We start from the raw sequence: 25,705 nt of genomic DNA, 5'->3' as shown, positions 1-25,705 counted from the left end.
CTCCTTTCACGCGAACGGAGTGAGCGTGACCCCCGCGTCGACGAGTGCGGCGCGGACCAGCTCCGCGCACCGCACCGCGCCGGGTGTGTCGCCGTGCAGGCAGATCGACTCGACGGGGCAGGAGACCACGCTGCCGTCGACCGCGACCACGGTCCGCTCGACCGCCATCCGGACGGCCCGCACGGCGACCTGGTCCGGGTCGGTCACCAGCGCGTTCGGGGCGCTGCGCGGCACCAGCGCCCCGTTGGGCAGGTAGTTGCGGTCGGCGAAGCCCTCGGCCACCACCCGCAGGCCGGCGCCGACCGCGAGCTGGGCGAGCACGGTGCCGGGCTGGCAGAGCACCGGCAGCTCGTGGTCGTACCCGCTGATCGCCGCGACCAGCGCGGCGGCCTGCGCCTCGTCGCACGCCGCCGCGTGGTAGAGCGCGCCGTGCGGCTTGAGGTAGCGCACCCGGGTCCGGTAGAGCCGGCAGAACGCGTCAAGCGCCCCGAGCTGGTAGATCGTCTCGTCCCGCAGCTCGGCGAAGTCGTAGGCGATGTGCCGGCGGCCGAAGCCGGCGAGGTCCCGGTAGCCGACCTGCGCGCCGACCGCGACGCCGCGTTCGACGGCGGCGGCGCACACCCGGTGCATGGTGGCCGCGTCCCCGGCGTGGAAGCCGCAGGCCACGTTGGCGGAACTGATCAGCCCGAGCAGCGCCTCGTCGTCGCCGAGCCGCCAGCTACCGAATCCCTCACCGAGGTCCGCGTTCAGGTCCATGGAACCTCACCGTAGTCCCCGGGCGGGCCTGGGCGAGCGCTGTCACGTCGTCCACCACCCCGATGACCGGGTAGCCACCGGTGGTGGGGTGGTCCGCGAGGAAGATCAGCGGCTGGCCGTTCGGCGGCACCTGCACCGCGCCGAGCACCAGGCCCTCGCTCGGCAGTTCGCCGGCCACCGCGCGGGGCAGGGCGGCGCCGGCCAGCCGCGCGCCGACCCGGTTGCTGTCCGACCCGACGGTGTACGCGCTGCCGTGCAGCAGGTCGAGCGCGGCGGGCGTGAACCAGTCCTGCCGGGGGCCGGGGCGCACGGCCAGCGACACCTCGGTCGGCACCGGCGGGGTGACGGTGAGGTCCACCGGGGGCGGCGGGCCGGCCGGTGCGCCCAGCGGCAGCCGGTCGGAGTCGCGCAGCGGCGGCGGCCCGAGGCCGGAGAGCGTGTCGGTGGACCGGCTGCCGAGCACCGGTTCGACGGTGATCCCGCCGCTGACGGCCAGCCAGGTCCGGATCCCGGCGCGGGCCGGACCGATCCGCAGCACCGCGCCGGCCGGCAACGACAGTGGCCGCCCGACGTCGCCGGGTCGGGCCGGGCCGGCGGTCCTCGGTCCGGCACGCTCGGGGGACGGATGCTCGACGCGCACGTCGGCGGGGGCGCCGGTGAGCGCCACGGTGACCGCCCGGGTGACGCGCAGCACGCACCCGGTGAGGGTGATCTCCAGGCCGGCGGCGTGCTCCGGGTTGCCGACGAGGCGGTTGGCCAGGCGCAGGGCGGCCGGGTCGAGCGCGCCGGACCGGGGCACGCCGAGGTGCGCCCAGCCGGGCCGGCCCTGGTCCTGGACGGTGGTGAGCGCGCCGGCCCGCAGCACCTCGATCATGGCGCGTCGACGAACCGGACCCGGGTGCCGGGCGTGAGCCGGGCCGGCGGGTCGGCACGCACGTCGAAGAGGGTCAGCTCGGTCCGCCCGACCAGCAGCCAGCCGCCGGGTGAGGCGGCGGGGTAGATGCCCGCGTACGGGCCGGCCAACGCGACCGAGCCGGCCGGCACCCGGGTACGCGGGGAGGCGAGGCGCGGCACGGCCAGCTCGGGCGGGAGGCCGGTGAGGTAGGCGAACCCGGGCGCGAAGCCGCAGAACGCGACGCGGAACTCGGTATGCCGCAGCCGGTCGACCACGGTCGGCACGTCGACGCCCCAGTGGCCGGCGACGGTGGGCAGGTCTGCCCCGTCGTACGCCACGGGCACCCGGACCTCGGCGGCGGCGGTGCCGGCGGCGGCGTTCCGGGGGTGCCAGCCGGCGATCCGTGCGGCGGTGGCCGCCGGGTCGGGCACGCCGTCGAGCAGCACGGTGACCGCGGCGGGAACGATCTCGTCGGCGGCCAGCTCGCCGGCCGCGCGCCGGTGCCACAGCTCGGCGCGCCACGCCTCGACCTGGTCGGGGTCGTCGCAGTCGAGGAGCAGGGCGTGCGCCCCGACGGGCCTGATCCGCATCCGGTCATCCTCGCGTCGTCGGGCGTGACGGTCCACACTACTTGCAAGTAACCTACGGTGGCGTAACCTGAGGAGGTGACCACCTCCGCACCGCTCCGGCTCCGGCCGGTCGACATCGGAAAGCCGCGCATGCGCGGCTGGCTCCACGCGTACGCGTTCTTCGCCGCGCTCGCCTGCGGCATCGTCCTCTGCTCCATCGCCGCCACCCGGCCCGGCTGGGCACCGCTGGTGAGCTGCCTGATCTACAGCCTCACCGTGTGCGGCCTCTTCGGCACCAGCGCGCTCTACCACCGGCGGGTCTGGTCCGAACGCGGCTACCAGATCATGCGCCGGATGGACCACTCGATGATCTTCTTGTTCATCGCCGGCACCTACACCCCGTTCTGTGCGCTGCTGCTGGACACCCGGCACGCCACGATCATGCTCAGCCTGGTCTGGGGCGGCGCGCTGGCCGGCGTCGCGGTCAAGCTGATCTGGCCGCACGCGCCCCGCTGGGTCTCCGCCCCGCTCTATCTGGCGCTGGGCTGGGTGGCGGTGGCGATGCTGCCGGAGATCCTGCACTCCGGCGGCGTCACCGCGCTGGTGCTGCTGAGCGTGGGGGGCGCGATCTACAGCGTGGGCGCGGTGTTCTACGCGCTGCGCCGGCCGAACCCGTGGCCCACCGTCTTCGGCCACCACGAGTTCTTCCACGCGTGCACGCTGGTCGCGGCGATCTGCCACCACATCGCGATCTACTTCGCGCTGTTCGCCTGAGCCGACCCACCCGAACCGGGCCGGGACATGCGCGAGGGCCCCGCGCCGTTGCGGGGCCCTCGGGTCTCGGGTGGGTCAGGCCGGGTAGCCCGAGCCCGGGCGGCGCACCTCGCGGTACTCCTCGCGCACGACCCGGTCGCCCTGCACCGGCACCACCGGCTCGGCGACGACCTGCTGACGCACCGGCGCGGCGACCACGCGGCGGCGGCTGTTCCAGAAGTAGAGCGTCGTGAGCAGACCGGCGAGACCGGCGAGCATGAGCACCCAGCCCACCACGTTGAGGTTCAGCCATCCCAGGTTGGCGTCGATGGCGAACGCGAAGATCGCGCCGAGCGCGATGAGGAAGATGCTGGCACCGATGCCCATGACGTCGCCTCCTTGGCGTCCTGCTGGCGTTTCTGCCCGCCGCGGCCATGGATGAGGTAGCGGCACACATCGACATACCCACGCGCCCCGATCGCCAATCAGGCAAGCTGGGCGGATGACGGACGGCAGGAACCGGCAGCGGACGTTGGTGCTGTTGCGGCACGCCAAGGCCGAGCAGTCCCGGGACGCCCCGGACGCGGAACGACCGCTGACCGCGCGGGGTCACGCCGACGCCGCGGCGGCCGGCGCCTGGCTGGCCCGGCACGGGCTGCTCCCCGACGTGGTGCTCTGCTCGCCGGCCCGACGCACCCGGCAGACGTGGCACGGGGTGGCGCTGGGCCTGGCCGGGTCCCCACCGGAGGGCGGCCCGGCGGGCCCGGCCCCCGCCGTCCGCTACGAGCCGACCGCGTACGAGGCTCACCCGGACGAGCTGCTGGAGCTGGTCCGGTCGGTGGACCCGACGGCCGGCACGGTGCTGCTGGTCGCGCACAATCCGGGCATCTCGCTGCTCTCGGCGCTGCTCGACCCGGAGCGGGCGGACCCGGAGGGCCTGCGCACCACCGACCTGGTGGTGCACGAGCCGGCCGGCGCATGGACGCAGCTCTCCCAAGCCCCGCTAACCACCCGCCACACCGCCCGCGGCTAAGGTGCAAGGCCGGGCCCCCTGTTAACGCATTCGGTAGAGGCGAGCGCCCCGCTTGACTGTGCGGGCGAGGCGGTCAGGACGGCGGGGCGGTGGGCGGCGGCGGGTCGGGCGGCGGCGGCATCATCGCGGTCGGGTGGGAGAGCCGGTTCTCCTCCACGATGAGCGTGCGGGCCCGCTTGCGACGGTCCTGCCAGAACCACAACGTGGTCAGCAGGACGCCCAGCCCGGCCAGGATGAAGACCCAGCCGACCGCGCGCAGGTCGATCCACCAGACGTTGGCCCGGATGGCGAAGGTCATGATCGCGCCGAGCGCGATGAGAAAGATGGCGCTGCCAATGCCCATGTGCGCTGCACTCCCCCGTGCGGTGGCCCTTGGGCGTACTCCGGTCGTGGTCCGCGACGGTTACCCGCCCACCGGCCGGCCTATCCACCTCCGGCGCCACCAACGACGGCGGCCGGCGGGCTGTCGCCCACCGGCCGTCGAGGTGAAAGGGGAGGAAGTGCCCGCGAGGGCTTAGAACGCCTCCTCCGGAAGGTCCATGATCTCCAGGTCGGCACCCTCGATGATCCGCCGGTCGGCGCCGATACGGGGCAGCACCTCGCGGGCGAAGAACCGGGCGGCGGCCACCTTGCCGGTGTAGAACGCCTTGTCGCTGGCGGAGACCTCACCGGCCAGCGCCTTCAACGCCACGTCCGCCTGCTTCTGGAGCAGCCAGCCGACCACCAGGTCGCCGATCGCGAGCAGGAACCGGCGGCTGCTCAGGCCGACCTTGTAGAGCGCGCGGGCGTCGCCAGCCTGGGCCTCGCCCAGCCACCCGGTCATCACACCGATCATGTGCTGGATCTCGGCGAGCGCCTTGCCGAGCGCCTGCCGCTCCTCCTTGAGCTGGCCGTTGCCGGCCTCGGAGGTGATGTGCTCCTGGATCTCGCCGGCGACCGCCATCAGCGCCTTGCCGTTGTCCCGAACGATCTTCCGGAAGATCAGGTCGAGGCTCTGGATGGCCGTGGTGCCCTCGTACAGGGTGTCGATCTTGGCGTCCCGGACGTACTGCTCCAGCGGGTAGTCCTGGAGGAAGCCGGAGCCGCCGAACGTCTGGAGCGACTCGTGCCCGAGCAGCTCGTACGCCCGCTCCGAGCCGACGCCCTTGACCAGCGGCAGCAGCAGGTCGTTGACCCGCTTGGCCAGCCTGGTGGCCTTCTCGTCGCCGGCCGCCTCGGCGAGCGCGACCTTGTCCTGCCAGCTCGCGGTGTAGCAGACCAGCGCGCGCAGGCCCTCGGCGTACGACTTCTGCATCAGCAGCGAGCGGCGCACGTCCGGGTGGTGGGTGATGGTCACCCGCGGCGCGGTCTTGTCGGCCTGCTGGATCAGGTCGGCGCCCTGCACGCGGTTCTTGGCGTACTCCAGCGCGTTCAGGTAGCCGGTGGAGAGCGTGGCGATGGCTTTGGTGCCGACCATCATCCGGGCGTACTCGATAATCATGAACATCTGGCGAATGCCGTCGTGCTTCTCGCCCAGCAGCCAGCCCTTGGCCGGTACGCCGTGCTCGCCGAAGGTCACCTCGCAGGTGTTGGAGACCTTCAGGCCCATCTTGTGCTCGACGTTGGTGGCGTAGACGCCGTTGCGCTCGCCCAGCTCACCGGTCTCGGCGTCGAAGTGGAACTTCGGCACCACGAAGAGGGACAGGCCCTTCGTGCCGGGGCCGCCGACACCCTCCACGCCGACCGGACGGGCCAGCACGTAGTGGACGATGTTGTCGCTCAGGTCGTGCTCACCGCTGGTGATGAAGCGCTTGACGCCCTCGATGTGCCACGTGCCGTCCGGCTGCTGGACCGCCCGGGTGCGGCCGGCGCCCACGTCCGAGCCGGCGTCCGGCTCGGTCAGCACCATGGTCGAGCCCCACTGCTTCTCGATGAACAGCCGGGCCCACTTCCGCTGCTCCTCGGTGCCCTCGACGTGCAGCACGTGCGCGAAGGACGGGCCGGAGGCGTACATCCAGACCGGGGCGTTGGCGCCGAGCACCAGCTCGGCCAGGGACCACCAGAGCGCGCGGGGGGCGTTCGTGCCGCCGAGCGCCTCCGGCAGGTCGAGGCGCCAGAACTCGGAGTCCATGAACGCCTGGTACGACTTCTTGAACGACTCGGGCAGCGGCGCGGTGTGCGTGGCCGGGTCGAAGACCGGCGGGTTGCGGTCGCTGTCGGAATAGCTGGCGGCGAGGTCCTCGCGGGCCAGGCGGTCGACCTCGGAGAGGAAGCTACGGGCGGTGTCGACGTCCAGGTCCGTGTACGGCTCCTGGCCGAACGTCCGGTCCGCCCCGAACACCTCGAACAGGTTGAACTCGAGGTCCCGAAGGTTGCTCTTGTAGTGGGTCATGCTCGCTGGCCCCGCTTCCGGACAGGTGTTACCGATCAGTAACTCCAGACTGTATTACTCACCGGTAGGCAACGACAACCCGATCTCGGAAGTGACAGCGATTACACACTTCCCATTCACCCGTCGGCGGCGCCGACCTCCCAGCTCGGCACCGGGGCCGCCGCCGCGCTGCGCGGGCCGGTGTACTCCATCAGGACCAGCGCGATGTCGTCGTCGAGCCGGTCCTGCACCCACTCGACCAGGGCGGTCTCCAGCGAGGCGAGCCCGTCGCCGACCGTCCCGTGACCGAGCAGTCGCCAGGCGCGGTCGGCGGTCGGGAAGAACTCGCCGTCCCGCCGGGCCTCGCCCAGCCCGTCGGTGAACAGCAGCAGCCGGTCGCCCGGCTCCAGCCGCTCCACCCGGGGCCGGACCACCGGCATGAAGCCCAGCGGCGGCGCCGGGGCCGGCGGCTCCAGCGGGATCACCGCGCCGCGGCGCAGCAACAGCGGCGGCGGGTGTCCACAGTTGACGATGGTGAGCGTGCCGCCGCGCTCCTCGACCAGCGCGGCGGTGACGAAGTCCTCGTCGCCGACGTTGCGGGCCACCGCCCGGTCCAGGTCGGTCACCACCGCGCGCAGGTCGGCCCGCTCGTAGGCCACGTGCCGGTAGGAACCGAGCACGATGCTTGCCAACCGGACCGCGTCCAGCCCCTTCCCGCGGACGTCCCCGATGATCATCCGGACGCCGTACGGGGTGTCCATCACCTCGTACAGGTCGCCGCCGATCTCGGCGGTGGCCGTGGAGGAGATGTAGCGCGCGGCCACCGCCAGCGTGCCGACCTGCGGACCGAGCGGACGCAGCACCGCCTGCTGGGCGACCGCGGCGAGCCGGGTCAGCTCGGCGATCCGCTCCGTCTGACGCTGCCGCACGGCCGCCGTGGCGGCGGAGATCGCGGTGGCCAGCACGATGGCGGCCACGCTGACGGCGGTCACCAGCGGCATGCCCTTCTCGGCCGCGGCGAAGGCGACCCCGGCCGCGGTGGCCAGCGCCCCCACGGCCAGCACCACCCGCCAGGAGGCCAGCGCGCCGGCGAGGACGGGCGCGGCGGCCATCAGCGCGAGGTAGTGCACCGGCCGGCCGTCGGCCGCCTCCGCCGCCGACACGATCGCGAGCAGCGCGAGGGCCGCGCCGAGGCCGGCGCGGGATCCGGGGCTCAGCGGGCCGCGGCCCGGCTGGAAGGGTTGCGTACGTACATCGGACAGCATGCCTGATGGATGTGAACCGGAGAACGAACGCGGCCCGTCCGTCGCGGAAGTTCTGCCGGACCGGCTGTCAGCCGAGCACCTCGTAGCGGACGTCCACCTCGCCGAGACCGGTCGAGGCGATGGCCGCGAACGCGGCGCGGGACAGGTCGATGCACCGGCCGTCGATGTACGGGCCCCGGTCGTTGATCCGGACCACCACGGACTTGCCGTTGGCCGGGTTGGTGACCCGGACCCGGGTGTTGAACGGCAGCGTCTTGTGCGCCGCGGTCAGCGCGTCCGGGTCGAACGTCTCGCCGTTCGCGGTCATCTGGCCCTCGTCGTAGAAGGACGCGCCGCAGGAGCCGCTCTCCACCACCTTCGGGGCGGCGGTCTTCTTCTTCGTCGCGGTCGGCTTCGGCGCCGCGGTCCGGGTCTTGCCCCGGGACGCCGGCTGGGTGCGGGTCGGCTTCGGGCTCGGGGTGGCCTTCGGCGACGGGCTCCGGCTCGCGGTGGCGGAGGCGCTCGGCGACGGCGCGGCCGAGGTGGGGGCCGCCGTGCTGGGCGGGGCCTCGACCAGGGCCGGCGCGGCGGGCGGCTCGGCGGCGGTGAGCTGCACCGCGCCGACGGTGCCGCCGACCGCGAGCGCCACGCCGACCGCCGCGGTGGCGGCGATGCCGGCCGGCGAGGAGAACAATCTGCGGGTACGAAGGTGCCTAGCAGCCACCGGGCCGGTCCTTTCGTCAACTCAACAAACCGGCCCGGACCGTAACGAGAGAAGCACTTCCGACGTCAACGTGATCATGGTGGTATGCCCGCATTTGCTGTGCTACGTGTAGCCGATCAAGCCACGGCCGTTGGGCCGAACGGTGGACGGGTGGGCAGGATGGAGGCGTGCTGAACCGTCGCTTGGTCGAACTGTTCCGCTGGGCCGACCCCGGGCCGGACAGCAGCCACCTGGTCAGCGACCTCTCCGGCTGGTGGCGTGACCCCGAGGTGCTCGCCGAGGTCGGGCCGGCGCTGGCCGGCCTGCACCCCGACGCGCGCCCGACCGTGGTGGTCGCCCCCGAGGTGACCGGGCTGCTGCTCGGCCCGCTGGTCGCGGTGGCCGCCGGCGCCGGGTTCCTGCCCGCGTACAAGGACGGTGGCGAGCGACGCCGGATCGGGCCGACGCGGTGGGCCGGGACCCCGCCGGACCACCGGGGGCAGCGGCTCCGGATCGGCGTGGACGGCCGGCGACTCGGCCCCGGCGACCGGGTGCTGCTGGTGGACGACTGGGTCGACACCGGCGCGCAACTGGACGCGCTGTGCCGGCTGGTGCGCGACGCCGACGCCGAGCCGGTCGGCGCCGCCGCGCTGGTCGCCACCTGCCCGGCGGCCGTCCGCGCGCGACTGCGGGTCCGCGCGCTGCTCACCGGGGACGACCTGCCCTGAGGGGTTGACCTCAAGCATGCTTCAACCCCGACCATCGGCGGATGGACGACGGCATCCTCGACGAGGCGTACCACCGACTGCACCGCACCGGCCCCGAGTTCGAAGGCTGGCTCTCCAACCACGGGCCGATGGCCGCCGAGGCGCTGGTCCGGCACGGGCAGGGCGCCCGCGTACACCGCTGGCTCGACGGCTACCTGCGCCGGCTCGACGACCTGCCCCGGGGGCTGCGGCCGATCGACGACTGGCGGGCCGCGCTCGGTGACCCGAAGCGGGCCGGCGACTGGCTCGACCACTTCGACCGCGAGCTGCGCGACCGGCCGTGGCGGGAGGTGCTCGGCGAATGGTGGCCCCGGCTGCTCCCCGGGATCGCGGCCGGCGCGACCCACGGCGTGATCCGGGTCGGACACGCGGTGCGGGTGCTGCACACCGACGGGGAGACCCCGGAGCGCCGCGCCGAGCTGGGCCAGGCGCTCGGCTACTGGGCGGCCCGCTGGCAGCCGGTCCCCGGCGCCGGCCCGCTCACCGGTCACGCCGACGTCGCGGCGGCACTGGCCGGGGTGCCCCGGATCGCGGACCGCAGCGGCGGCATCCGGGAGCGACTGGGCCGGCTGACCGGGGAGCCCGGCTGGTCGACAGCGGTCACGGCGCTGCGTCCGCCGACCGACCCGGACCGGGCGGCCGGCACGCTCACCGAGGTGGTGCACCGCGCCGCGCTGGACTACCTGCGGTTCGGGCACGGCGAGCCGGTGATGCTGGTGCACGCGGTCACCGCGCCGACCGCGGTGCTGCGTACCCTGCCGGCCCTGGACCCGGCGCTGCGGGTGCCGAGCGTCGCCGCGGCCTGGGCCGCGACGGCGGCCGTGACCTCGGTGTACGCCGCACCCGCGCCGACCGCCGCCACGCCTGTCGACGGGCCCACCGATCCGGCCGAGGTGTTCGCCCGGGCGGCCCGGCACGGCGACGAACACGTGGTGAAGCTGGCCGACGCGGCGCTGGAGGCGTACGTGGCCACCGGCGACGAACGGGTGCTGGCCGCGCCCGGCCACGCCCGCCGTCTGATCTGACCGGTGCCGTAGCGTGAAGGCGGGGCCCCCTGTTAACGCATTCTGCATAACAAGGGGCCCCGCCTAACACCTAGCCGGCCCGGCGCAGCTCCGGCAGCAGCGCCGCCGCCTCGGTCAGCACCGCCTCGTCGCCGGCGTACCAACTGCTGGCCCGGGGCCAGTGCGTGATCACGTCGGTGAAGCCCAGCCGGGCCGCCCGGGCCGCCTGCTCCGCGAGGAAGTCCGCGCTGGTCAGCGAGAAGACCGGAGCCGAGTCGAGCGAGAGGTAGCGGTCCAGGGTGGCCGGGTCGCGGCCAGCCTGCTCCAGCGCCCGGGTCATCCGGTCGGACAGCTCCGCCACCGTGTCCCACCAGCCCGCCAGGTCGTCCCCGCCGAGGCCGGTGGTCACCCACCCCTGCCCGAACCGGGCGACCAGGCGCATCGACCGGGGACCGTTCGCGGCCAGCACGAACGGCACCCGGGGCTGCTGGACACAACCGGGGTTGTTGCGGGCGTCCACCGCCGCGAACCACTCCCCGCGCCACGTCGTGCCGTCCTCGCGCAGGATCAGGTCGAGCAGCTCGGTGAACTCCGCGAACCGGTCGACCCGCTGCCGGGGCGGCAGCGTCTCGCCGCCGAGCACGGCCGAGTCGAAGCCGATGCCGCCCGCGCCCAGCCCGAGCAGCACCCGCCCGCCGGAGACGTCGTCCAACGCGGTCACCTGCCGGGCGAACGCCGCCGGATGGCGGAAGTTCGGCGAGGCCACGAGCGTGCCGAGCCGGACCCGGGAGGTCACCGAGGCCGCCGCGGTCAGGGTCGTCCAGGAGTCGAACCACGGCCCGTCGACCAGGTCGCGCCAGCCCAGGTGGTCGTACGTCCAGGCGTGGTCGAAGCCCCACTCGTCCGCCTGCGCCCACCGCCGGCGCGCCTCCGACCAGCGTTGGTCCGGCAGGATCACGATGCCAATCCGCATGATCCCCAGCGTACGGCCCGGAGCGTCCCGCTACGTGGTCACGAGATCGGCCACCACACAGGCGATGTTGTCCGGCGCGCCCGCCGCGTACGCGAGATCGACGAGGTGCCCGACGGCGGTCTCCGGGTCGTCCGCCCCGGCCAGCGCGGCGTGCAGCGCGCCCGGGTCGACCACCGCGGCGAGGCCGTCCGAGCAGAGCAGGTAGCGGTCACCGGGCAGGGCGGTCCGCAGCGCCAGGTCCGCCTCCACCTCGCCGCCCGCGCCCAGTGCCCGGGCCAGCAGCGCCCGCTGCGGGTGCGCCCCGGCCTCGGCCGGCGTGAGCCGCCCCTGGTCGACGAGCGTCTGCACGTACGTGTGGTCCTGGGTGAGCCGGGACAGCTCGCCGCCCCGCAGCAGGTAGGCCCGGGTGTCCCCGACGTGCACCAGGGCGAGCCGGGTGCCCCGCCGGACGATCGCGGTGAGCGTGCTGGCCGGCCGGTCCGCGTCGGTGGCCTGCGCGCGTACCGCCCGGTCGGCCCGGCTCACCGCGTCGCCCAGCGCGGCGAGCAGATCGCCCGCCGGCGCGTCGGCCGCCGCCAACGGCCGCAGCGCGTCCACCGCCGCCGCGCTGGCGGTTGACCCGCCCGGACCGCGTACGCCGTCGGCGACCGCGAGCAGCGTGTCGCCGGCGTACGCGACGTCCTCGTTGGAGTCCCGGACCGCGCCGGTCTCGCAGCGCGCCGCGTACCGGAAGGTGTGCTCGGACATGATGGTGCCCCTCTCGCTGAGCTGGTCGACGAGGAGTGCGACGGCCCGGCCACGGGCCTCGGCGTCCGCGCTGACCCGCCGCCACCAGGCGTCCAGCGCCTCGGCGGCGGCCGGCGGCGGCAGCGCGCAGACGGCCCGGATCTCGGCCAACGGCATGCCGGCCCGGCGCAGCGCGGCGATCAGCCGCGCCCGGTCGAGCTGCTCCGGCGCGTAGTAGCGGTAACCGGAGTGCGGATCCACGGCGGCCGGCGGCAGCAGCCCGCAGTCGTCGTAGACGCGCAGCGCCTTGGCGGTCAGTCCGGCCGCGCGGGCGAACGCCCCGATGGTCAGCAGCCGCACGTCAGTCTCCTCCTCACGCCGGCCCCGGTGGGCCGGCCCGGATCACGTTGCGGCTTGCCGCAGGGGCCGGGTCAAGAGCGTTGACCATATATCGAAGACTTATATATGTTGTCGACATGACCCAGATGCGGGAGCCGACGTTCCTGATCCTCACCTCGCTCGCTGGCGGGCCGAGGCACGGCTACGGCATCACCCAGGAGGTCGCCACGCTCTCCGCCGGGCGGGTGAGCCTGCTGCCGGGCACGCTCTACACCGCGCTGGACCGGCTCACCGCCCAGCGCCTCGTCGAACCGGACCGCGAAGAAGTGGTGGACGGCCGGCTGCGTCGCTACTACCGCCTCACCGCGGCCGGCCTCGACGCGCTCACGGCCGAGACCGTCCGGCTACGCCAACTCGCCACCGTCGCCGAGACCCGGCTGCGGGCCCTGCGCCCCCGCACCGCCTGAACCGCCTCCCGCCCGCACCCGCAGACCGTAGGGGAGACCATGTCGCTCGCCCACCAGTACCGGCGGTTGCTCCTCGCCTACCCCCGCGCCTACCGGCGGGAACGCGGCCCGGAGATCCTGGGACTCCTGCTGGACTCGGCACCACCCGGGCGAACCCGACCCACGCTCCGCGAGGCCGCCGACCTGGTTCGCGGCGGGCTCCGCTGCCGGCTCGGCCGGCCCGCGAGCCGCACCGTCGTCGTCTGGGCGGCGCTGACGGCGTTGATCTGCGGACTGTTCACCGCCGCGCTCGCCGCCCGGCTCACCTGGGAGACGTCCCGGCCGCAGCCGGACCGGGCCGAGTTCGCCGCCGTCTTCACCGAGGCGTTCCCCGGCCACCGGCTGAGCGACGACGTGTCGACCGCGCCGGCGCTCTTCGTCTACTACAACCAGCCGCTGCGGCTCAGCCAGTGGCGTGGGCTCGTCCTCGGTGACGGTGGCGAATACCAGGAGGGCTCGGCATCCGGATCAGCATCCGGCCCGATGCCGACGCCCCCGGACCGCACGCTGGCGACGGCCACGCGACGACTGGAGGCCGACGGCTGGCAGGTGCCCGAGCCGACCTCGACAGTGCTCCAGACCTGCTATAACGCCAGGTGCGAGCGGGCCGGCGAGCCGGTCGAGACCGTGCTGGTCGCCCGGCGCGGCGACACCGTCCTGCGGGCCACCTTCAACGACCCCGACATCTACGGTTCGTACCTCTACGTGGAGGTTCAGCGGGCGACGCCGCCCGCCGTGCTCCCCGCCGCCGCTCTCGCCGGGCTGGTCGGCGGCGTCCTGGCCTGGCTGGCCTTCGGCTGGGCGAGCCGGCGCACCGACGGTCGACGTGGCGTGCCACTGCTGCTCGGCATCACCCTCATCCTCTGGTGGACGCCCGCGGTGCTCACCACCTTCTCCCTGGTCGGGCACCACCTGGACGAACCGCATCCGAGCTGGCATCCCCTCTGGGAGTGGCTCGGTCAGCCGGCGCTGTCGCTGTTCTTCCTGGTCGGCCTGGCCGGCGCGGCGACGCTGTCGGCCATCGCGCTCGTGCCGCGCCGCGAGCCGCATCCGCTGACGCTCAGCCCCGGGTGAGCTTGGCCAGCATCCGGCCCAGGTGCGGCTCGACCGTGCCGGCCGGCGCGTCGCCCACCTCGGCCGGCGTCCACCAGCGGACGCCCCGGAACTCGACCGGGTCGGGGGTGAACCGCTGCTCGCGGTGGGCGTCCAGCACGTACCAGAGGCTGACGTCGGTGTGCCGCTGCGCAGGCGGGCCGACCGTCTCGGTGACGGTGAGGAACGCCGGTCGCTCGCCGAACGGCGGTGCGAAGACCGCTGGTACGCCCAGTTCCTCCCGCAGCTCGCGGCGCACGGTGTGCACGGGGTGCTCGCCCGGCTCGACGTGACCGCCGCTGGGCAGCCACCGGCCGGCGTTGCGGTGGTCGACCAGCAGCACCGCGCCGTCGGACGGGTCGCGGAGCAGGAAGTAGGAGACCAGGTGCGGCGACGGGGTGCGCGGCTTGACCCGGCGGAAGATGTCCTCCGTGCCGGCCAGCCAGACCAACGCCGCCGCCCGGTGCCGGGCCTCCTGCTCGTCGCCCGGCGCCAACGCCTCGACCAGGGCCCGGATCTCGTCGCGCATCCCGCGATGCTGCCATCCGGGTACGACGGGCGCCGGCGACTAGCCTGGCCCGGTGCCGGAACTCGAACGACTCGCCACCCATCACGCCTACGTGCTGTACCGGTTCGAGCGGGAGAACCGGGCCTACTTCGCCCGCTACGTGCCCGACCGCGGCGACGCCTACTTCGACCTGTTCGCCGACCGGCTCGCCGCCCTGCTGGACGAGCAGGACCGCGGCATCTGCCACTTCCACGTGCTGGTCGACGACGACGGCTTCGTGCTCGGGCGGTTCAACCTGGTCGACGTGGCCGACGGCAGCGCCGAGCTGGGCTACCGGGTGGCCGAACGCGCCGCCGGACGCGGCCTCGCCCAGTACGGCGTGCGGCGGGTCAGCGAGCTGGCCCGCGACGGGTACGGGCTGCGCCGGCTGGTCGCCGACGCGGCGCTGGCGAACCCGGCGTCACTGGCGGTGCTCCGGCGGACCGGGTTCGTCAAGGCCGGGAAGGTGGACCTGGGTGGGGAGCCGGGGCTGCGGCACGTCCTCGACCTGCACCCGACTCCGGAGCAGCGCCCTCGGGTAGGCGGCACGCACCCGGGGGATCAGCGGTGAGGGAGGTGTCGGTCGACATCCCGTCGCCCCTGAGCGGCTGCCTCGACCACTGCGAGGTCGAGTGCGTCCGCCTGTGCTGCGGGATCGACGCCATCTCCACCGATCCCGCCCTCGTCGCGGCGTGGTGCCGTCGGGTGGGGCCGGACGCGGTGGTCGAGGCCCGGCGTCAGCTCGCCGCGTTGGTCGAGGTCGTCCGGGACCGCTCGCACGTCGTCACGTCGACGTTCCTGAACCACCGCACGCACGACGACGCCGCGCGGGGTGAGTTGCTGGACTTCCTGGCCGAGTTGGAAGCGGGATTGGCGCGCGGGAACCGGTCCTGAGAACGCGATCCGGCCCCACGGCGGGCAGATCGCCTGTCGTCACGACTGTGCCGGGAACAGCTTCCAATGCCCCTCGGTGACGACCTCGACGCTGCCGTCGATCACGGTGAGGGCTGTTGAATCGTCGATCGCGTATGCCGGTCCCGACATGCCGGCGGCCCACTTCTCGGCCTCGGCCATGGTGTTCTCCGGCAGGTCCGGGTGATCCAGGTGCGGGAAGATCGAGAAGTCGACCATGCCCAGCGCCTCGTCGGTCCCGCCGGGTGGTGTCCAGGCGACGAATTCGGCCCCGACCCGGGGGGCCATCACCATGCTGCCGGCGCTCGCCCCCACCCAGACCGCATCCAACGACGGCAGCAGCTCCGCCAACCCGGACTGCCGCATCCAGTGGCTCAGGTACAGGGCGTCCCCGCCGCCCACCAGCAGGGCGTCCGCCTCCTGGACCCAGGGCACCCAGCGATCTTCCCCGACGCTGGGCAACGCGGTGAGTTCCAGCACCCCCAACGACTTCCACCCCAACTCGCACATCGGTATGACGGATTGACCGGTGATGAAGCGCCACGCCCCGGCGGGACCGCCCATGGCGTATCCGGCGGTCGGAATGCAGAGGGCCGTGGAGTCGGCAATCGGTTTGCCCAGAAGGCCGACCAGCTCGTCCTGGATGCTCGCGTTCTTGATGCCCGCGGACGTGAGAAGAAGCTTCAAGATCATCCCCCGATGGATCTTCGTCAGTCCCCGGAGAGTAGCCCCCTGACCGCGAGTTCGGCGTCCGCCGGCCCCCGCAAACGTCGAAGGCCCCGGCGGGACTGTCGTCCTCACCAGGGCCTCGATCGTGGAGCGGGTGACGGGAATCGAACCCGCACTGTCAGCTTGGGAAGCTGATGTTCTGCCATTGAACTACACCCGCGAGCGGGACCACTGTACCTGAGGTCACCACCCCCGTGCACCCAGGCACCCCCGCCACGCGGCCCGGCCGAGTTGATCAACGGATGTTGCACGCCGGCAACATATGGTCGTTCTCAAATCCCTCGATGGGATGTAACGTCTGCCACACGTTTCCGACTCGGCGTGACACACCCCCTGCCACGCCGTCAGAAAGAGGTGGGCCCATGGGACTCCGTCCCAACCTGCTGACCCGGCGTACCGCCGGTGTCGCGACGTCGACCCTCGCGCTGCTGCTCAGCACCGCCGCCGTCGGCGTCGTCCCCGCTGCTTCGGCCTTCTCGGCCGCGCCGGCCGGCGTGTGCGCCGAGCCGGCCGACGCCCACGCCGACGCCCGTGTCGCCAAGGGCGGCCACGCCAAGCTCGACCCGAACCACCTGACCGCCAAGCAGGTTCGCGACCGCGAGGCCGACCTCGCCGCCGCGCAGCGCGAGCGGGCCAACTTCCGGACCGGCGCCGTCGCCCCGCTGGCAACCGTGACCATCCCGGTCGTCGTGCACGTCATCCAGGAGAACAGCACCCGCGCCGGTGGCAACATCCCGGACTCGCTGATCACCCAGCAGATCAGCGTGCTCAACCAGGCGTACGCGGGCTCGACCGGCGGCGCGGCCACCGCGTTCAGCTTCCAGCTCACGAAGATCAACCGGGTGACCAACGCGTCGTGGTACCCGATCGTGCAGGGCTCCTCGGCGGAGCGGTCGATGAAGACCTCGCTGCGCACGGGCGGCAAGAACACGCTGAACATGTACCTCGGTGAGCTGAGCGACGGCCTGCTGGGCTGGGCGACCTTCCCGAAGCGGACGCTGGACAAGATGGACGGCGTGGTCGTGCTCGGCGAGTCGCTGCCCGGCGGCACGGCGACCAACTACAACCAGGGCGACACCGGCACCCACGAGATCGGCCACTGGCTGAACCTCTACCACACCTTCCAGGGCGGCTGCTCGGGCTCGGGTGACAGCGTCTCCGACACCCCGGCCGAGGCCTCCCCGGCGTACGAGTGCCCGACCGGTCGGGACACCTGCTCCACGACCGGCAAGGACCCGATCACCAACTTCATGGACTACACGTACGACTCCTGCATGTACCAGTTCACCGCCGGCCAGGCGAGCCGCATGCTGACCGCGTGGAACGCCTACCGCGCGGCCTGATCGCCACCGCACCACGTACCGGTGCCGGCCCCGTCTGCGGACGGGGCCGGCACCGTCGTTCTACGGGCCCGGTCAGGCGGCCGGCCGGCGGGTGTCGAAGCCGTGCCGACCACGGCGGCCGTCCGGGACGAGCGCGTCACGCCGGGCCGCGACCGGGGGTGGCGACACCGGCGTGGCGAACGCGGGTGCGGCCTCACCCGGGTCGAGCCAGAGCCGCATCTCCGGGCGGCCGGCACCGATCTGGGTGACCGGGTCACGGCGGGTCAGCATCGCCACGTCGACGGAGAACTCGAACAGGCGCCAGTCACCCTGCGGCGCCGCCCGGCCGATCCGGGTCAGCCGGTCCACCGTCGCCGGATCGGTCACCGGAACGGCGCGACCGGCCAGGTAAGCCTCGTCGTCGCTCTCCTCCGGCGGGAAGGAGTGCAGCGCGTAACGGCCGTCGCGTTCGAGGTCGCGGCGCTTCGGCGAGTCGATGACGAAGCACCAGAGCCCGTCGTCGGTGATCAGCGGCGAGACCGGGTGCACCCGTGGGCCACCGTCGGCGCGGACCGTGGCGAGGTAGCCGAAGCCCGGCCCGTACTGCTGCATCAGAAGGCGGATCTCGGCCGCGAGTCGGGGTTCGTCGGCGGCGAATTCGGACCAGGAAGCCATGCCGACAGTCTATCGAACACGTGTACGAAGAAGTAGTCCGACACGCTGGTCACCACCGTCTGTCGCTAGAGTGTTCCGATGCTGCTCTCCGACCGCGACCTGGTCTCCGAGATCAAGGCGGGCACGCTCGCGCTGGAGCCCTTCGAGCCCACGCTGGTGCAGCCGTCCAGCATCGACGTACGCCTGGACCGGCTGTTCCGGGTCTTCAACAACCATCTCTACACGCACATCGACCCGTCGGTGCAGCAGGACGACCTGACGTCGATGGTGGAGGTCCCCGAGGGGCAGCCGTTCGTGCTGCACCCGGGCGAGTTCGTGCTCGCGTCCACGCTCGAGGTGATCTCGCTGGGTGAGGAGCTGGCCGGTCGGCTGGAGGGCAAGTCGAGCCTGGGGCGGCTCGGCCTGCTCACCCACTCCACGGCCGGCTTCATCGACCCGGGCTTCTCCGGCCACGTCACACTGGAGTTGTCCAACGTGGCGAATCTGCCGATCACGCTCTGGCCGGGCATGAAGATCGGCCAGCTCTGCATCTTCCGGCTCTCGTCGCCGGCCGAGCACCCGTACGGCTCGGCCGTCTACGGCTCGCGCTACCAGGGCCAACGCGGCCCGACGCCGAGCCGGTCCTGGCAGAGCTGGCGCACCTGGCCGACCCGCTGACGCCGAGCGTGGTTGTGAAGAGGGGCCCCCTGTTATGCGGAATGCGTTAACAGGGGGCCCCTCCTTACACCTCAGCCGGGGCGGCCGTAGCTGTTGATGTCGCCGTCGTCGACGCGCTTCATGGTGATGGGCTTGCCGGACTGGGAGGCGTGCACCACCCAGCCGTCCCCGACGTACATGCCCACGTGGTGCAGGTCGCCGTAGTAGAAGACCAGGTCACCGGCGCGCAGCTCGGCGCGGCTGACCCGCTTCGTCACGTCGTGCTGCTGGCGGGCGTTGTGCGGCAGCGAGACCCCGGCCTTCGCCCAGGCGGCCATGGTCAGGCCCGAGCAGTCGAAGTGGTCCGGGCCGGCCGCGCCCCACACGTAGATCTTGCCGATCTGGGCGCAGGCGAACTTGACCGCCACCCCGGCCGCGCCGCCCGGGTATCCGGCGGGACAGGGGGCCGGGCGCAGCGGGCCGCCGCCACCGTTGCCGTACACCTTGAGCCGCAGCTTCTGGAGCTTGGCGATCTCGGCGTCGATCTGCTTCTTCTTCGCCGCGAGCTGGGCCTCGGTGCGGCTCAGGTCGGCGACCATCGCGTCCAGCGGCTTCTTCTTCGCCGCCAGCTCGTCGCGCAGCGCGGCGATGTCGCGGACCTGCTCCTGCTGGTGGTGCGCGAAGCGGTCGAGCATTTCCAGGCCGGTGACCAGCTCACTCGGCGAACGGCTGCCCAGCAGCGCGTTGACGGTGGAGAGGTTGTCGCCCTTGTACGCGTCGGCGGCGAGCCCGCCGACCTGGCCGAGCGCGGCGTCTACCCGGGCCTGGAGCGGGGCGATCTGCCTGCCGAGCGCGTCGGCCTGCTTGCGGCGCACCGCGAGCTGCCCGCGGACGGCGTTGACCTGTTCGATGACGGGTTCGAGCTTGTTCCAGTCGCGGTCGATCTGGGCCTCGATCTCGGCGACCGAGGGTTCCGCGTGCGCCGCCGTCGCGCCACCGGTCAGGACGACCGCGGCGCCGACCAGGGCGGCGAGTGTGGTGGTGAAGCGGGACCAGCGGAAACGCGGCACGGCGGCGGACCGGTCGACCGACCGGCTCGACGTCGGCCGCGGGGCATGGTGGGCCACCGGGCGTCCGTACTCCTTCTGCCTGACCGCCTACCGGGTTAGCTGACGGGTTCGGGCGGGAAGGGAAGCGCCCTACCGCAGTGGCTGCGGATTCACCCCAGGAACCTGGGTCCCCGGTTCGCCCGTGGGCGACTCGGCGGTGTCGGGCCGTCACCGACCGGGCTGGACGGTGAAACATGCGGCCGACGACTGACCAGAGTAAGGATTCCCGTTATCGATCCGCAACCCGAACGGCCGTGACACTCCGTACCGGATGCGCCGCACGAACGTGAATGGAGATTTTCTTCGCGTTGGATTGCCTCCTGGAAAGGTATTGACCCCCACGGGTGGCTGGCGTGAGGGTGGGAACGCAGTGACCCCCATCCCTGTCCAGGAGGTTCGATGCACCTCACAGCCCCGCCGCCGAGCAGACGGATACTGCTCGCCGCCGCCGTGGCGACCGCCACCGCGCTTGCCACCACCGGCCCGGTGAGCGCCGCGCCGCAGGCGGACCGGCCCACCGGCGACCGTCAGCAGCAGTACGCAGCCGCGGCGGCCGAGTACGGCGTACCGCAGAACGTGCTGCTCGGTGTCTCCTACCTGGAGTCGAGGTGGGACACCCACCCGGGCCAGCCCAGCACCAGCGGCGGCTACGGCCCGATGCACCTGACCGACGCCGCGCACGTCCTGGCCACGCCGGGCAGCGCCCACGTCGACGAGGACGAGGACCCGCGCGGCGACGACGCCCGCCCGCTCCGGCTCGACCCGGCCACCGCCGCCGCGCCGACCCGGGAGACGCCGCTGCCGGCCGCCTCGCTCCAGACGCTCGACGCCGCCGCCACGCTCACCGGGCTGGACGCGCAGACGCTGCGCACCGACCCGGCGGCGAACATCCGCGGCGGCGCGGCGCTGCTGGCGTCGTACCAGAAGGCACTGGGTGGGCCGGTCGGCGCCGGCAGCGACGTCGCGGCCTGGTACGGCGCGGTGGCCCGCTACTCCGGCGCGGACACGTCCGACGCGGCGGCGGCCTTCGCCGACGAGGTCTACGACCAGCTCGGCCAGGGCGCGGCCCGGACCACCGACGACGGGCAACGGGTCACGCTGGCCGCCACCGCCGCGCAGCCGGACCGGGCCGTGCTGGCCCGGCTCGGACTACGCCACGCCGCGCGGCCGGACGGGCTGGAGTGCCCGGTGCGGCTGGCCTGCGAGTGGATTCCCGCCCCCTACGAGCAGCTCAGCGCCGACCCGGGCGACTACGGCAACCACGACCTGGGCGACCGGCCGAAGCAGCAGAAGATCGAATACATCGTCATCCACGACACCGAGGGCTACTTCGCCCCCAGCGTCGACCTGGTGAAACGTGCCGACTACCTGGGCTGGCACTACACGCTGCGGTCGGTGGACGGCTACGTCGCGCAGCACATCAAGGCCAAGGACGTCGGCTGGCACGCCGGCAACTGGTACGTCAACGCCAAGTCCATCGGCCTGGAGCACGAGGGCTTCGCCGGGCAGGGCACCTGGTACACCGAGGCGATGTACCGCAGCTCGGCCAAACTGGTCCGCTACCTGGCGCAGAAGTTCGGCATCCCGATGGACCGGCAGCACATCATCGGCCACGACAACGTGCCCGGCATCACCGCCGCGAACGTGCGGGGCATGCACTGGGACCCGGGCCCCTACTGGGACTGGTCGCACTACTTCGACCTGATGAAGGCGCCGTTCCGGGCCACCGGCACGTCGCGTACCGGGCTGGTCACCATCGACCCGGACTTCGCCACCAACCGGCCCGCGTTCGTCGGCTGCAACCAGCAGCCGCCGGGCGTCCCGACGCCCACCCCGCCGGCCGAGACCTGCCCGTCGCGCGGCTCGTCGGCGGTGGTGCTGCGGACCGCGCCGAGCGCGGACGCCCCGCTGGTCAACGACCTCGGGCTGCGCCCGGACGGCACGCCGGACACGATGTACATCTCCGACCACGGCGCCCGCGCCTCCGCCGGACAGACGTACACGGTGGCCGGCCGTCAGGGGGACTGGACCGCGATCTGGTACCTCGGCCAGAAGGCGTGGTTCCTCAACCCGGCCGCCGCGCCCACCGCGAAGTGGGCCACCGGCTTCGTGGTGACGCCGCGCCCCGGCAAGGCCACCATCCCGGTGTACGGCCGCGCCTACCCGGAGCAGGCCGCCTACCCGGAGACCATCCCGTACCAGACCATCTCCCCGCTCCAGTACACGTTCGCGGCCGGCCAGCGGTACGCGGTGGGCGGTGTGCTGCCGGGCGAGTACTACCGGGCGGTCTCCTACGACGGCTCCACCCCCGGTGACCGCACCGTGGTCCGTGGCGAGAACCGGTACGTGCAGGTCCAGTTCGGCCACCGGATCATGTTCGTGAACCTCGACGACGTGCTGATCCTGCCGTCGCCGCTCGGCGCGCCGCGCTGACGGCCCAGCAGACGGAGGAAGGCCCCCGGTCCGATGAGGACCGGGGGCCTTCGCCGTGACGCGGGTCAGTACGGTCGGCGGTAACCCGCGACCGGCATGTACTGCACCTTGGCCACCTGGACCGGTTTGCCGGTCCGGGGCGCGTGCACCATCAGGCCGTTGCCCAGGTAGAGCCCGACATGGTGCAGGTCGCTGAAGAAGAAGACCAGGTCACCGGGGCGGGCCTCGCTCGCCGAAATCTTCCGGCCCTCGTTCCACTGCGCGCCGGTGAAGTGGGTCAGCGAGATGCCCGCCGCCTTGTACGCGTACTGGGTGAGGCCGGAGCAGTCGAACGAGTTCGGGCCGGTCGCGCCCCACACGTACGGGTCGCCGACCTGGGCGCACGCCGTCTTGATCGCGGTGCGCGCGGCGCTGCTCACCACCCCGTCGATCGAGGGGCAGCCCTCCGGGCGGATCGAGGTCACCGGCAGCATCCCGGTCAGCCGCTTGATCTCGGAGTCGATCTGCTTCTTCTTCGCCGCCAGGTCGTTCTTCCGCTTGACCTCGGTGGCGATCAACGCGTCCAGCTTCTGCTTCTGCGCGTTGTACTTGTCGCGGGCCGCGAGCACACCGGCGATCTGCCGGCGCTGGTCGTCGGCGATCCGGTCCAGCATGACGAGCTGTTCGGCAAGCGTCCCCGGCTTGGTGCTCACCAGCAGCGCGCCCATCTCCTGGGACGGGCCGCGCATGTAGTACCGGGAGGCGATGTCGCCGACCTTGTTCATCGCCAGCGTCGAGGCCAGCTCCAGCGGGACCATCTTCTTCTTCAGCTCGACCGACTTCTTCTGGTCGGCCTTGAGCTGGGCGCTGACCTTGTTGTACTGCTCGATCGTGGGTTCGAGCTGCTCCCACTGCTTGTCGATCTGCGCGTCGATCTCGTCCACCGAGGGCGCCGCGTGCGCCGGGGCCGCCAGCATCCCGGCGCCGACCGCGACGGCCGCGACCAGGGTGAGGAGACGGCGTACCACCCGGTGGACCCCGGCCGACCGGCCGGGGGGAGCGCTCGGGACGTGACGTTGAGGGGGCATGGTTGCCACCGGCACGGACTCCTTTGCAACCGACCGGCGGGCGCCTCGCGAGAGGGAAGATCGAGGCGGACGACCCACGGCGGTCGGTGCATCACATTAGGGAAGGCACCGGGGTGGAATCAAGGCGGCCGCCTGTTCAATCACGTGTCCGCAATCGCTTGCACACCAAGGGTATTCATTCACGTGCCGACAATGGCCGTCAATACGTCGTCGAGCGTCACCACACCGAGGGGCCGTCGACCGTCGCTGACCAGCACCATGTGCCGGCGCTCGCGACGCATCGCCAGCAGCAGATCGGCGAGCGTACGGTCCGGGGGCACCACCGCCAGCGGCCGGTAGACCTCGGCCGGCACCGGGGCCCGTCGGCTCGCGCCGGCGTACCCGAGCACGTCCTTGACGTGGACGAAGCCGAGCACCCGACGGGTGGCCCGCTGCACCACCGGGAACCGGGACCGACCGGTGCGGGTCGCCAGCACCTCCAGCGAGGCCGGTGAGACGTCCTCCGCCACCGTGGTCACCGTCGACCACGGCTGCAACGCGTCCGCGGCGGTACGGCTGTGCAGGGCGAGCGCGCCGGTGATCCGAGCGTGCTCCTCGGCATCCAGCAACCCCTCGGTGCGGGCCTGGGAGACCAGCCCGGCCAACTCCTCGGCGGTGAACACGGTCTTCACCGCGTCCGTCGCCTCCACCCGCCACCACCGCAGCACCTGCCGGGCCGACCACTTCATCGCCAGCAGCAGCGGCTTCGTGGCCAGGCAGAACGCGAGCATGGCCGGGCCGAGCCAGAGCGCCGACGGCTCCGGGCCGGCCAGCGTGATGTTCTTCGGCACCATCTCGCCGACCACGGTGTGCAGGAACACCACCACGGCCAGCGCGATCACGAACGCCACCGGGTGCACCGCCGAGGCGGGCAGCCCGACCGCGGTGAAGGGCACCTCCAGCAGGTGCGCCAACGCCGGCTCGGCGATCGCGCCCAGGCCGAGCGAGCAGACCGTGATGCCGAGCTGCGCGCCGGCGATCATCAGCGGGATCTGGTTCATCGCGGACAGCGCCCAGCGGGCCCGCTTCGACGTCGCCGTCAGCGGTTCGAGCACGGTACGGCGGGACGCGATCAACGCGAACTCGCTGCCCACGAAGAAGGCGTTGCCGAGCAGCAACACCAGGGCCACCAGCAGCTCAGGCACCGTCGTCGGGCTCCTCGGGACGCAGCACGCGGACCTGCTCGATCCGGTGCCGGTCCACCTCCACCACGGTGAACTCGTAGCCCGCCTCGTCGACCGTCTCGCAGGCGACCGGGATGTGCCCGAGGCGGGCCATCAGGAACCCGCCCAACGTCTCGTACGGCCCCTCGGGCAGCCGGAAACCGGTCTGCTCGACCAGCTCGTCGGCACGCAGCAGGCCGTCGACCAGGACGGTCCGTTCCCCGCCCGGCACGGTCAGCTCCACCGGCCCGAGGTCGTCCACCGCGGCCGGGTCGAACTCGTCGGCGATCTCCCCGACCAGCTCCTCGACCAGGTCCTCCACGGTCACCACGCCGTCCGTGCCGCCGTACTCGTCGACCACGATGGCCAGGTCCGCGCCGGCGTCCTTCAGCGCGGCCAGCACGCCGTCCAGGTCCAGGCTCTCCGGCACGTACACCGGTTCCCGGGCGACCGAGGCGACGGTGGTGGCGGCCCGCCGGGCCAGCGGCACCCCGAGCGCGTCGGGCACCCCGACGACACCGGTGACCAGGTCGAGCGTCTCCTCGTACACCGGGAACCGGGTGCGGCCGGTCCGCCGGGACAGATCGAGCAGCTCGGCGACGGAGGCGGTGGCGCGCAACGCGATCACGTCCACCCGGGGGGTCATCGCCTCGGCGGCCCGCTTGTCGCCGAACCGGATGGTGCGCCGCAGCAGCATCGCGGTGTCCGGTGGCAACGCGCCGGCCCGCGCCGAGATCGCGGCCAGCAACCCCAGCTCCTCCGGTGAGCGGGCGCTGGCCAGCTCCTCCTGCGGCTCCACGCCGAGCCGGCGGACCAACCGGTTGGCGGAGTCGTTGAGCAGCCGGATCAGCCAGCCGAAGGTGCGGGAGAAGGCGCGCATCGGCGCGGCGGTGGCCAGCGCCGCCGGCATCGGGCGGGCCAGCGCGAGGTTCTTCGGCACCAGCTCACCGAAGAGCATCGAGAGCAGCGTGGCCAGCGCCAGGGCGAGCAGCCCGGAGAGGTGGTCCGCCCCGCCGAACGGGCGCAGCACCGGCGCGACGAGCCGGGCCAGGGCGGGCTCGGCCAGGTAGCCGGTGAGCAGCGCGGTGATGGTGATGCCGAGCTGCGCGCCGGAGAGCTGGAAGGACAGGTCGCGCAGCGCACGGCGGACCGTGGCGGCCCGGACGTCGCCCTCGCCGGCCCGCCTGTCGATCTCCGCCCGGTCCACCGTGACCAGGGCGAACTCGGCCGCGACGAAGAAGGCGTTGCCCGCGGTCAGCAGCACGAAGCCGACCAGGGGCAACAGCGTCAGAACGAAAAGGCCGTCGATGGGCGTGATTGTGGCACGCGGGCGCCGATGGCGCGCCACCCGTAGCGTGGCGGT

At 72.8% G+C, this 25,705-nt stretch carries 28 protein-coding genes, 1 tRNA gene and 1 riboswitch; of the genes, 11 read left to right on the top strand and 18 right to left on the bottom strand.

The window, feature by feature from the left end:
- Positions 1–6: 6 nt before the first annotated feature.
- The 3 genes from AB0B02_RS10325 to AB0B02_RS10315 are packed head-to-tail and all read right to left on the bottom strand — an operon-like array spanning position 7 to position 2,241.
- Positions 7–756 (bottom strand): 5-oxoprolinase subunit PxpA, encoded by a 750-nt coding sequence (locus AB0B02_RS10325; protein ID WP_357298966.1) that lies wholly within the window; start codon positions 754–756, stop codon positions 7–9.
- Positions 731–1,630, bottom strand: coding sequence for a biotin-dependent carboxyltransferase family protein (locus AB0B02_RS10320; protein WP_357298963.1), 900 nt, complete (start codon positions 1,628–1,630; stop codon positions 731–733). The genes AB0B02_RS10325 and AB0B02_RS10320 overlap by 26 nt, the downstream gene beginning before the upstream one ends.
- Positions 1,627–2,241, bottom strand: a complete 615-nt coding sequence (locus tag AB0B02_RS10315; protein WP_357298962.1) for an allophanate hydrolase subunit 1 — start codon at positions 2,239–2,241, stop codon at positions 1,627–1,629. Before AB0B02_RS10315 ends, AB0B02_RS10320 begins: the two co-directional genes overlap by 4 nt.
- Before the next feature lie 75 nt (positions 2,242–2,316).
- Here AB0B02_RS10315 and AB0B02_RS10310 point away from each other — a divergent pair, with 75 nt between their 5' ends.
- Positions 2,317–2,994: a hemolysin III family protein gene (locus AB0B02_RS10310; protein WP_281933696.1), complete on the top strand. Its 678-nt coding sequence runs from the start codon at positions 2,317–2,319 to the stop codon at positions 2,992–2,994.
- Positions 2,995–3,069: 75 nt separating this feature from the next.
- Here AB0B02_RS10310 and AB0B02_RS10305 read toward each other — a convergent pair whose 3' ends face one another.
- The gene (locus AB0B02_RS10305) at positions 3,070–3,360 is read right to left on the bottom strand and encodes a DUF6458 family protein (protein ID WP_107158212.1); all 291 of its coding nucleotides are present in this window, start codon (positions 3,358–3,360) and stop codon (positions 3,070–3,072) included.
- 115 nt (positions 3,361–3,475) lie between these two features.
- Between AB0B02_RS10305 and AB0B02_RS10300 the strand changes: the two genes are divergently transcribed.
- On the top strand, positions 3,476–4,006 hold the full coding sequence (locus AB0B02_RS10300) for a histidine phosphatase family protein (protein WP_281933699.1): 531 nt from the start codon (positions 3,476–3,478) through the stop codon (positions 4,004–4,006).
- A 73-nt stretch (positions 4,007–4,079) separates the two neighbouring features.
- Here AB0B02_RS10300 and AB0B02_RS10295 read toward each other — a convergent pair whose 3' ends face one another.
- The 4 genes from AB0B02_RS10295 to AB0B02_RS10280 all read right to left on the bottom strand — a co-directional run bounded on the left by AB0B02_RS10295 (position 4,080) and on the right by AB0B02_RS10280 (position 8,324).
- The gene (locus AB0B02_RS10295; protein WP_013283345.1) at positions 4,080–4,349 is read right to left on the bottom strand and encodes a DUF6458 family protein; all 270 of its coding nucleotides are present in this window, start codon (positions 4,347–4,349) and stop codon (positions 4,080–4,082) included.
- 171 nt (positions 4,350–4,520) lie between these two features.
- Positions 4,521–6,377: an acyl-CoA dehydrogenase gene (locus tag AB0B02_RS10290; RefSeq protein ID WP_357298953.1), complete on the bottom strand. Its 1,857-nt coding sequence runs from the start codon at positions 6,375–6,377 to the stop codon at positions 4,521–4,523.
- A gap of 116 nt (positions 6,378–6,493) precedes the next feature.
- Positions 6,494–7,621 carry a PP2C family protein-serine/threonine phosphatase gene (locus AB0B02_RS10285; RefSeq protein WP_281933703.1) on the bottom strand — a complete coding sequence of 376 codons (1,128 nt, stop codon included), beginning with the start codon at positions 7,619–7,621 and terminating at the stop codon, positions 6,494–6,496.
- A 67-nt stretch (positions 7,622–7,688) separates the two neighbouring features.
- Positions 7,689–8,324, bottom strand: a complete 636-nt coding sequence (locus AB0B02_RS10280; RefSeq protein ID WP_281933705.1) for a septal ring lytic transglycosylase RlpA family protein — start codon at positions 8,322–8,324, stop codon at positions 7,689–7,691.
- A 167-nt stretch (positions 8,325–8,491) separates the two neighbouring features.
- Between AB0B02_RS10280 and AB0B02_RS10275 the strand changes: the two genes are divergently transcribed.
- Together AB0B02_RS10275 and AB0B02_RS10270 are read left to right on the top strand one after the other, a co-directional pair.
- The gene (locus AB0B02_RS10275; protein ID WP_281933706.1) at positions 8,492–9,031 is read left to right on the top strand and encodes a phosphoribosyltransferase family protein; all 540 of its coding nucleotides are present in this window, start codon (positions 8,492–8,494) and stop codon (positions 9,029–9,031) included.
- Between the two features lie 41 nt (positions 9,032–9,072).
- The gene (locus tag AB0B02_RS10270; RefSeq protein ID WP_357298947.1) at positions 9,073–10,095 is read left to right on the top strand and encodes a questin oxidase family protein; all 1,023 of its coding nucleotides are present in this window, start codon (positions 9,073–9,075) and stop codon (positions 10,093–10,095) included.
- A gap of 70 nt (positions 10,096–10,165) precedes the next feature.
- Here the strand turns inward: AB0B02_RS10270 and AB0B02_RS10265 are convergent, their stop codons facing one another.
- Together AB0B02_RS10265 and AB0B02_RS10260 are read right to left on the bottom strand one after the other, a co-directional pair.
- Entirely contained in the window at positions 10,166–11,047 is an 882-nt protein-coding gene (locus AB0B02_RS10265; RefSeq protein ID WP_357298944.1) for an LLM class flavin-dependent oxidoreductase, read from the bottom strand.
- 30 nt (positions 11,048–11,077) lie between these two features.
- Positions 11,078–12,133, bottom strand: coding sequence for a MerR family transcriptional regulator (locus AB0B02_RS10260; protein ID WP_281933710.1), 1,056 nt, complete (start codon positions 12,131–12,133; stop codon positions 11,078–11,080).
- Positions 12,134–12,258: 125 nt separating this feature from the next.
- Here AB0B02_RS10260 and AB0B02_RS10255 point away from each other — a divergent pair, with 125 nt between their 5' ends.
- Both AB0B02_RS10255 and AB0B02_RS10250 read left to right on the top strand, forming a co-directional pair.
- A complete protein-coding gene (locus AB0B02_RS10255; protein WP_281934620.1) occupies positions 12,259–12,579 on the top strand; it encodes a helix-turn-helix transcriptional regulator in 321 nt (106 codons plus the stop codon).
- A gap of 39 nt (positions 12,580–12,618) precedes the next feature.
- Positions 12,619–13,692 carry a hypothetical protein gene (locus AB0B02_RS10250; RefSeq protein ID WP_281933712.1) on the top strand — a complete coding sequence of 358 codons (1,074 nt, stop codon included), beginning with the start codon at positions 12,619–12,621 and terminating at the stop codon, positions 13,690–13,692.
- On the opposite strand, the gene AB0B02_RS10245 is transcribed toward AB0B02_RS10250, so the two are convergent.
- The gene (locus tag AB0B02_RS10245; protein ID WP_357298940.1) at positions 13,679–14,239 is read right to left on the bottom strand and encodes an NUDIX domain-containing protein; all 561 of its coding nucleotides are present in this window, start codon (positions 14,237–14,239) and stop codon (positions 13,679–13,681) included. The genes AB0B02_RS10250 and AB0B02_RS10245 overlap by 14 nt on opposite strands.
- 52 nt (positions 14,240–14,291) lie before the next feature.
- On the opposite strand from AB0B02_RS10245, the gene AB0B02_RS10240 reads away from it, so the two are divergent.
- On the top strand, positions 14,292–14,828 hold the full coding sequence (locus AB0B02_RS10240; RefSeq protein WP_357298937.1) for a GNAT family N-acetyltransferase: 537 nt from the start codon (positions 14,292–14,294) through the stop codon (positions 14,826–14,828).
- Positions 14,825–15,151 carry a DUF6331 family protein gene (locus AB0B02_RS10235; protein ID WP_357298933.1) on the top strand — a complete coding sequence of 109 codons (327 nt, stop codon included), beginning with the start codon at positions 14,825–14,827 and terminating at the stop codon, positions 15,149–15,151. Before AB0B02_RS10240 ends, AB0B02_RS10235 begins: the two co-directional genes overlap by 4 nt.
- A 39-nt stretch (positions 15,152–15,190) precedes the next feature.
- Here AB0B02_RS10235 and AB0B02_RS10230 read toward each other — a convergent pair whose 3' ends face one another.
- The gene (locus AB0B02_RS10230; protein WP_357298931.1) at positions 15,191–15,856 is read right to left on the bottom strand and encodes a Type 1 glutamine amidotransferase-like domain-containing protein; all 666 of its coding nucleotides are present in this window, start codon (positions 15,854–15,856) and stop codon (positions 15,191–15,193) included.
- A gap of 128 nt (positions 15,857–15,984) precedes the next feature.
- A tRNA-Gly gene (locus AB0B02_RS10225) sits at positions 15,985–16,058 on the bottom strand.
- Between the two features lie 202 nt (positions 16,059–16,260).
- Between AB0B02_RS10225 and AB0B02_RS10220 the strand changes: the two genes are divergently transcribed.
- Complete coding sequence (locus AB0B02_RS10220) at positions 16,261–17,241, top strand: zinc metalloprotease (protein WP_281933720.1); 981 nt, start codon at positions 16,261–16,263, stop codon at positions 17,239–17,241.
- A gap of 72 nt (positions 17,242–17,313) precedes the next feature.
- On the opposite strand, the gene AB0B02_RS10215 is transcribed toward AB0B02_RS10220, so the two are convergent.
- Complete coding sequence (locus AB0B02_RS10215) at positions 17,314–17,895, bottom strand: pyridoxamine 5'-phosphate oxidase family protein (protein ID WP_357298927.1); 582 nt, start codon at positions 17,893–17,895, stop codon at positions 17,314–17,316.
- A gap of 78 nt (positions 17,896–17,973) precedes the next feature.
- Here AB0B02_RS10215 and dcd point away from each other — a divergent pair, with 78 nt between their 5' ends.
- Positions 17,974–18,552 carry a dCTP deaminase gene (gene dcd, locus AB0B02_RS10210; protein WP_278108718.1) on the top strand — a complete coding sequence of 193 codons (579 nt, stop codon included), beginning with the start codon at positions 17,974–17,976 and terminating at the stop codon, positions 18,550–18,552.
- 71 nt (positions 18,553–18,623) lie between these two features.
- On the opposite strand, the gene AB0B02_RS10205 is transcribed toward dcd, so the two are convergent.
- Positions 18,624–19,658, bottom strand: coding sequence for an NlpC/P60 family protein (locus tag AB0B02_RS10205; protein WP_281933726.1), 1,035 nt, complete (start codon positions 19,656–19,658; stop codon positions 18,624–18,626).
- 13 nt (positions 19,659–19,671) lie between these two features.
- A riboswitch (cyclic di-AMP (ydaO/yuaA leader) is annotated at positions 19,672–19,807 on the bottom strand.
- Positions 19,808–20,039: 232 nt separating this feature from the next.
- On the opposite strand from AB0B02_RS10205, the gene AB0B02_RS10200 reads away from it, so the two are divergent.
- Positions 20,040–22,073 carry a peptidoglycan recognition family protein gene (locus tag AB0B02_RS10200; protein ID WP_357298922.1) on the top strand — a complete coding sequence of 678 codons (2,034 nt, stop codon included), beginning with the start codon at positions 20,040–20,042 and terminating at the stop codon, positions 22,071–22,073.
- Positions 22,074–22,138: 65 nt separating this feature from the next.
- Here the strand turns inward: AB0B02_RS10200 and AB0B02_RS10195 are convergent, their stop codons facing one another.
- From AB0B02_RS10195 to AB0B02_RS10185, 3 genes are all read right to left on the bottom strand, one after another.
- Positions 22,139–23,140 (bottom strand): C40 family peptidase, encoded by a 1,002-nt coding sequence (locus tag AB0B02_RS10195; protein WP_281933730.1) that lies wholly within the window; start codon positions 23,138–23,140, stop codon positions 22,139–22,141.
- A gap of 179 nt (positions 23,141–23,319) precedes the next feature.
- Positions 23,320–24,324, bottom strand: coding sequence for a hemolysin family protein (locus AB0B02_RS10190; RefSeq protein ID WP_281933732.1), 1,005 nt, complete (start codon positions 24,322–24,324; stop codon positions 23,320–23,322).
- Positions 24,317–25,624 carry a hemolysin family protein gene (locus tag AB0B02_RS10185; RefSeq protein ID WP_281933734.1) on the bottom strand — a complete coding sequence of 436 codons (1,308 nt, stop codon included), beginning with the start codon at positions 25,622–25,624 and terminating at the stop codon, positions 24,317–24,319. Before AB0B02_RS10185 ends, AB0B02_RS10190 begins: the two co-directional genes overlap by 8 nt.
- Between the last annotated feature and the right edge of the window lie 81 nt (positions 25,625–25,705).

It is taken from the genome of Micromonospora sp. NPDC049240, from assembly GCF_040647835.1.
Taxonomy (GTDB): Bacteria; Actinomycetota; Actinomycetes; order Mycobacteriales; family Micromonosporaceae; genus Micromonospora.
The sequence above is the reverse complement of the archived record's forward strand: the minus strand, read 5'-3'. Positions and strand labels throughout refer to the sequence as shown.

Coding starts and splice junctions, on each gene's coding strand:
- AB0B02_RS10315 (WP_357298962.1), bottom strand. CDS start 2,241: ATGCGGATCAGGCCCGTCGGGGCGCACGCCCTGCTCCTCGACTGCGAC.
- AB0B02_RS10295 (WP_013283345.1), bottom strand. CDS start 4,349: ATGGGCATTGGCAGCGCCATCTTTCTCATCGCGCTCGGCGCGATCATG.
- AB0B02_RS10195 (WP_281933730.1), bottom strand. CDS start 23,140: ATGCCCCCTCAACGTCACGTCCCGAGCGCTCCCCCCGGCCGGTCGGCC.
- AB0B02_RS10320 (WP_357298963.1), bottom strand. CDS start 1,630: ATGATCGAGGTGCTGCGGGCCGGCGCGCTCACCACCGTCCAGGACCAG.
- dcd (WP_278108718.1), top strand. CDS start 17,974: ATGCTGCTCTCCGACCGCGACCTGGTCTCCGAGATCAAGGCGGGCACG.
- AB0B02_RS10250 (WP_281933712.1), top strand. CDS start 12,619: ATGTCGCTCGCCCACCAGTACCGGCGGTTGCTCCTCGCCTACCCCCGC.
- AB0B02_RS10245 (WP_357298940.1), bottom strand. CDS start 14,239: ATGCGCGACGAGATCCGGGCCCTGGTCGAGGCGTTGGCGCCGGGCGAC.
- AB0B02_RS10300 (WP_281933699.1), top strand. CDS start 3,476: ATGACGGACGGCAGGAACCGGCAGCGGACGTTGGTGCTGTTGCGGCAC.
- AB0B02_RS10325 (WP_357298966.1), bottom strand. CDS start 756: ATGGACCTGAACGCGGACCTCGGTGAGGGATTCGGTAGCTGGCGGCTC.
- AB0B02_RS10215 (WP_357298927.1), bottom strand. CDS start 17,895: ATGGCTTCCTGGTCCGAATTCGCCGCCGACGAACCCCGACTCGCGGCC.
- AB0B02_RS10200 (WP_357298922.1), top strand. CDS start 20,040: ATGCACCTCACAGCCCCGCCGCCGAGCAGACGGATACTGCTCGCCGCC.
- AB0B02_RS10290 (WP_357298953.1), bottom strand. CDS start 6,377: ATGACCCACTACAAGAGCAACCTTCGGGACCTCGAGTTCAACCTGTTC.
- AB0B02_RS10220 (WP_281933720.1), top strand. CDS start 16,261: ATGGGACTCCGTCCCAACCTGCTGACCCGGCGTACCGCCGGTGTCGCG.
- AB0B02_RS10285 (WP_281933703.1), bottom strand. CDS start 7,621: ATGCTGTCCGATGTACGTACGCAACCCTTCCAGCCGGGCCGCGGCCCG.
- AB0B02_RS10265 (WP_357298944.1), bottom strand. CDS start 11,047: ATGCGGATTGGCATCGTGATCCTGCCGGACCAACGCTGGTCGGAGGCG.
- AB0B02_RS10305 (WP_107158212.1), bottom strand. CDS start 3,360: ATGGGCATCGGTGCCAGCATCTTCCTCATCGCGCTCGGCGCGATCTTC.
- AB0B02_RS10270 (WP_357298947.1), top strand. CDS start 9,073: ATGGACGACGGCATCCTCGACGAGGCGTACCACCGACTGCACCGCACC.
- AB0B02_RS10255 (WP_281934620.1), top strand. CDS start 12,259: ATGCGGGAGCCGACGTTCCTGATCCTCACCTCGCTCGCTGGCGGGCCG.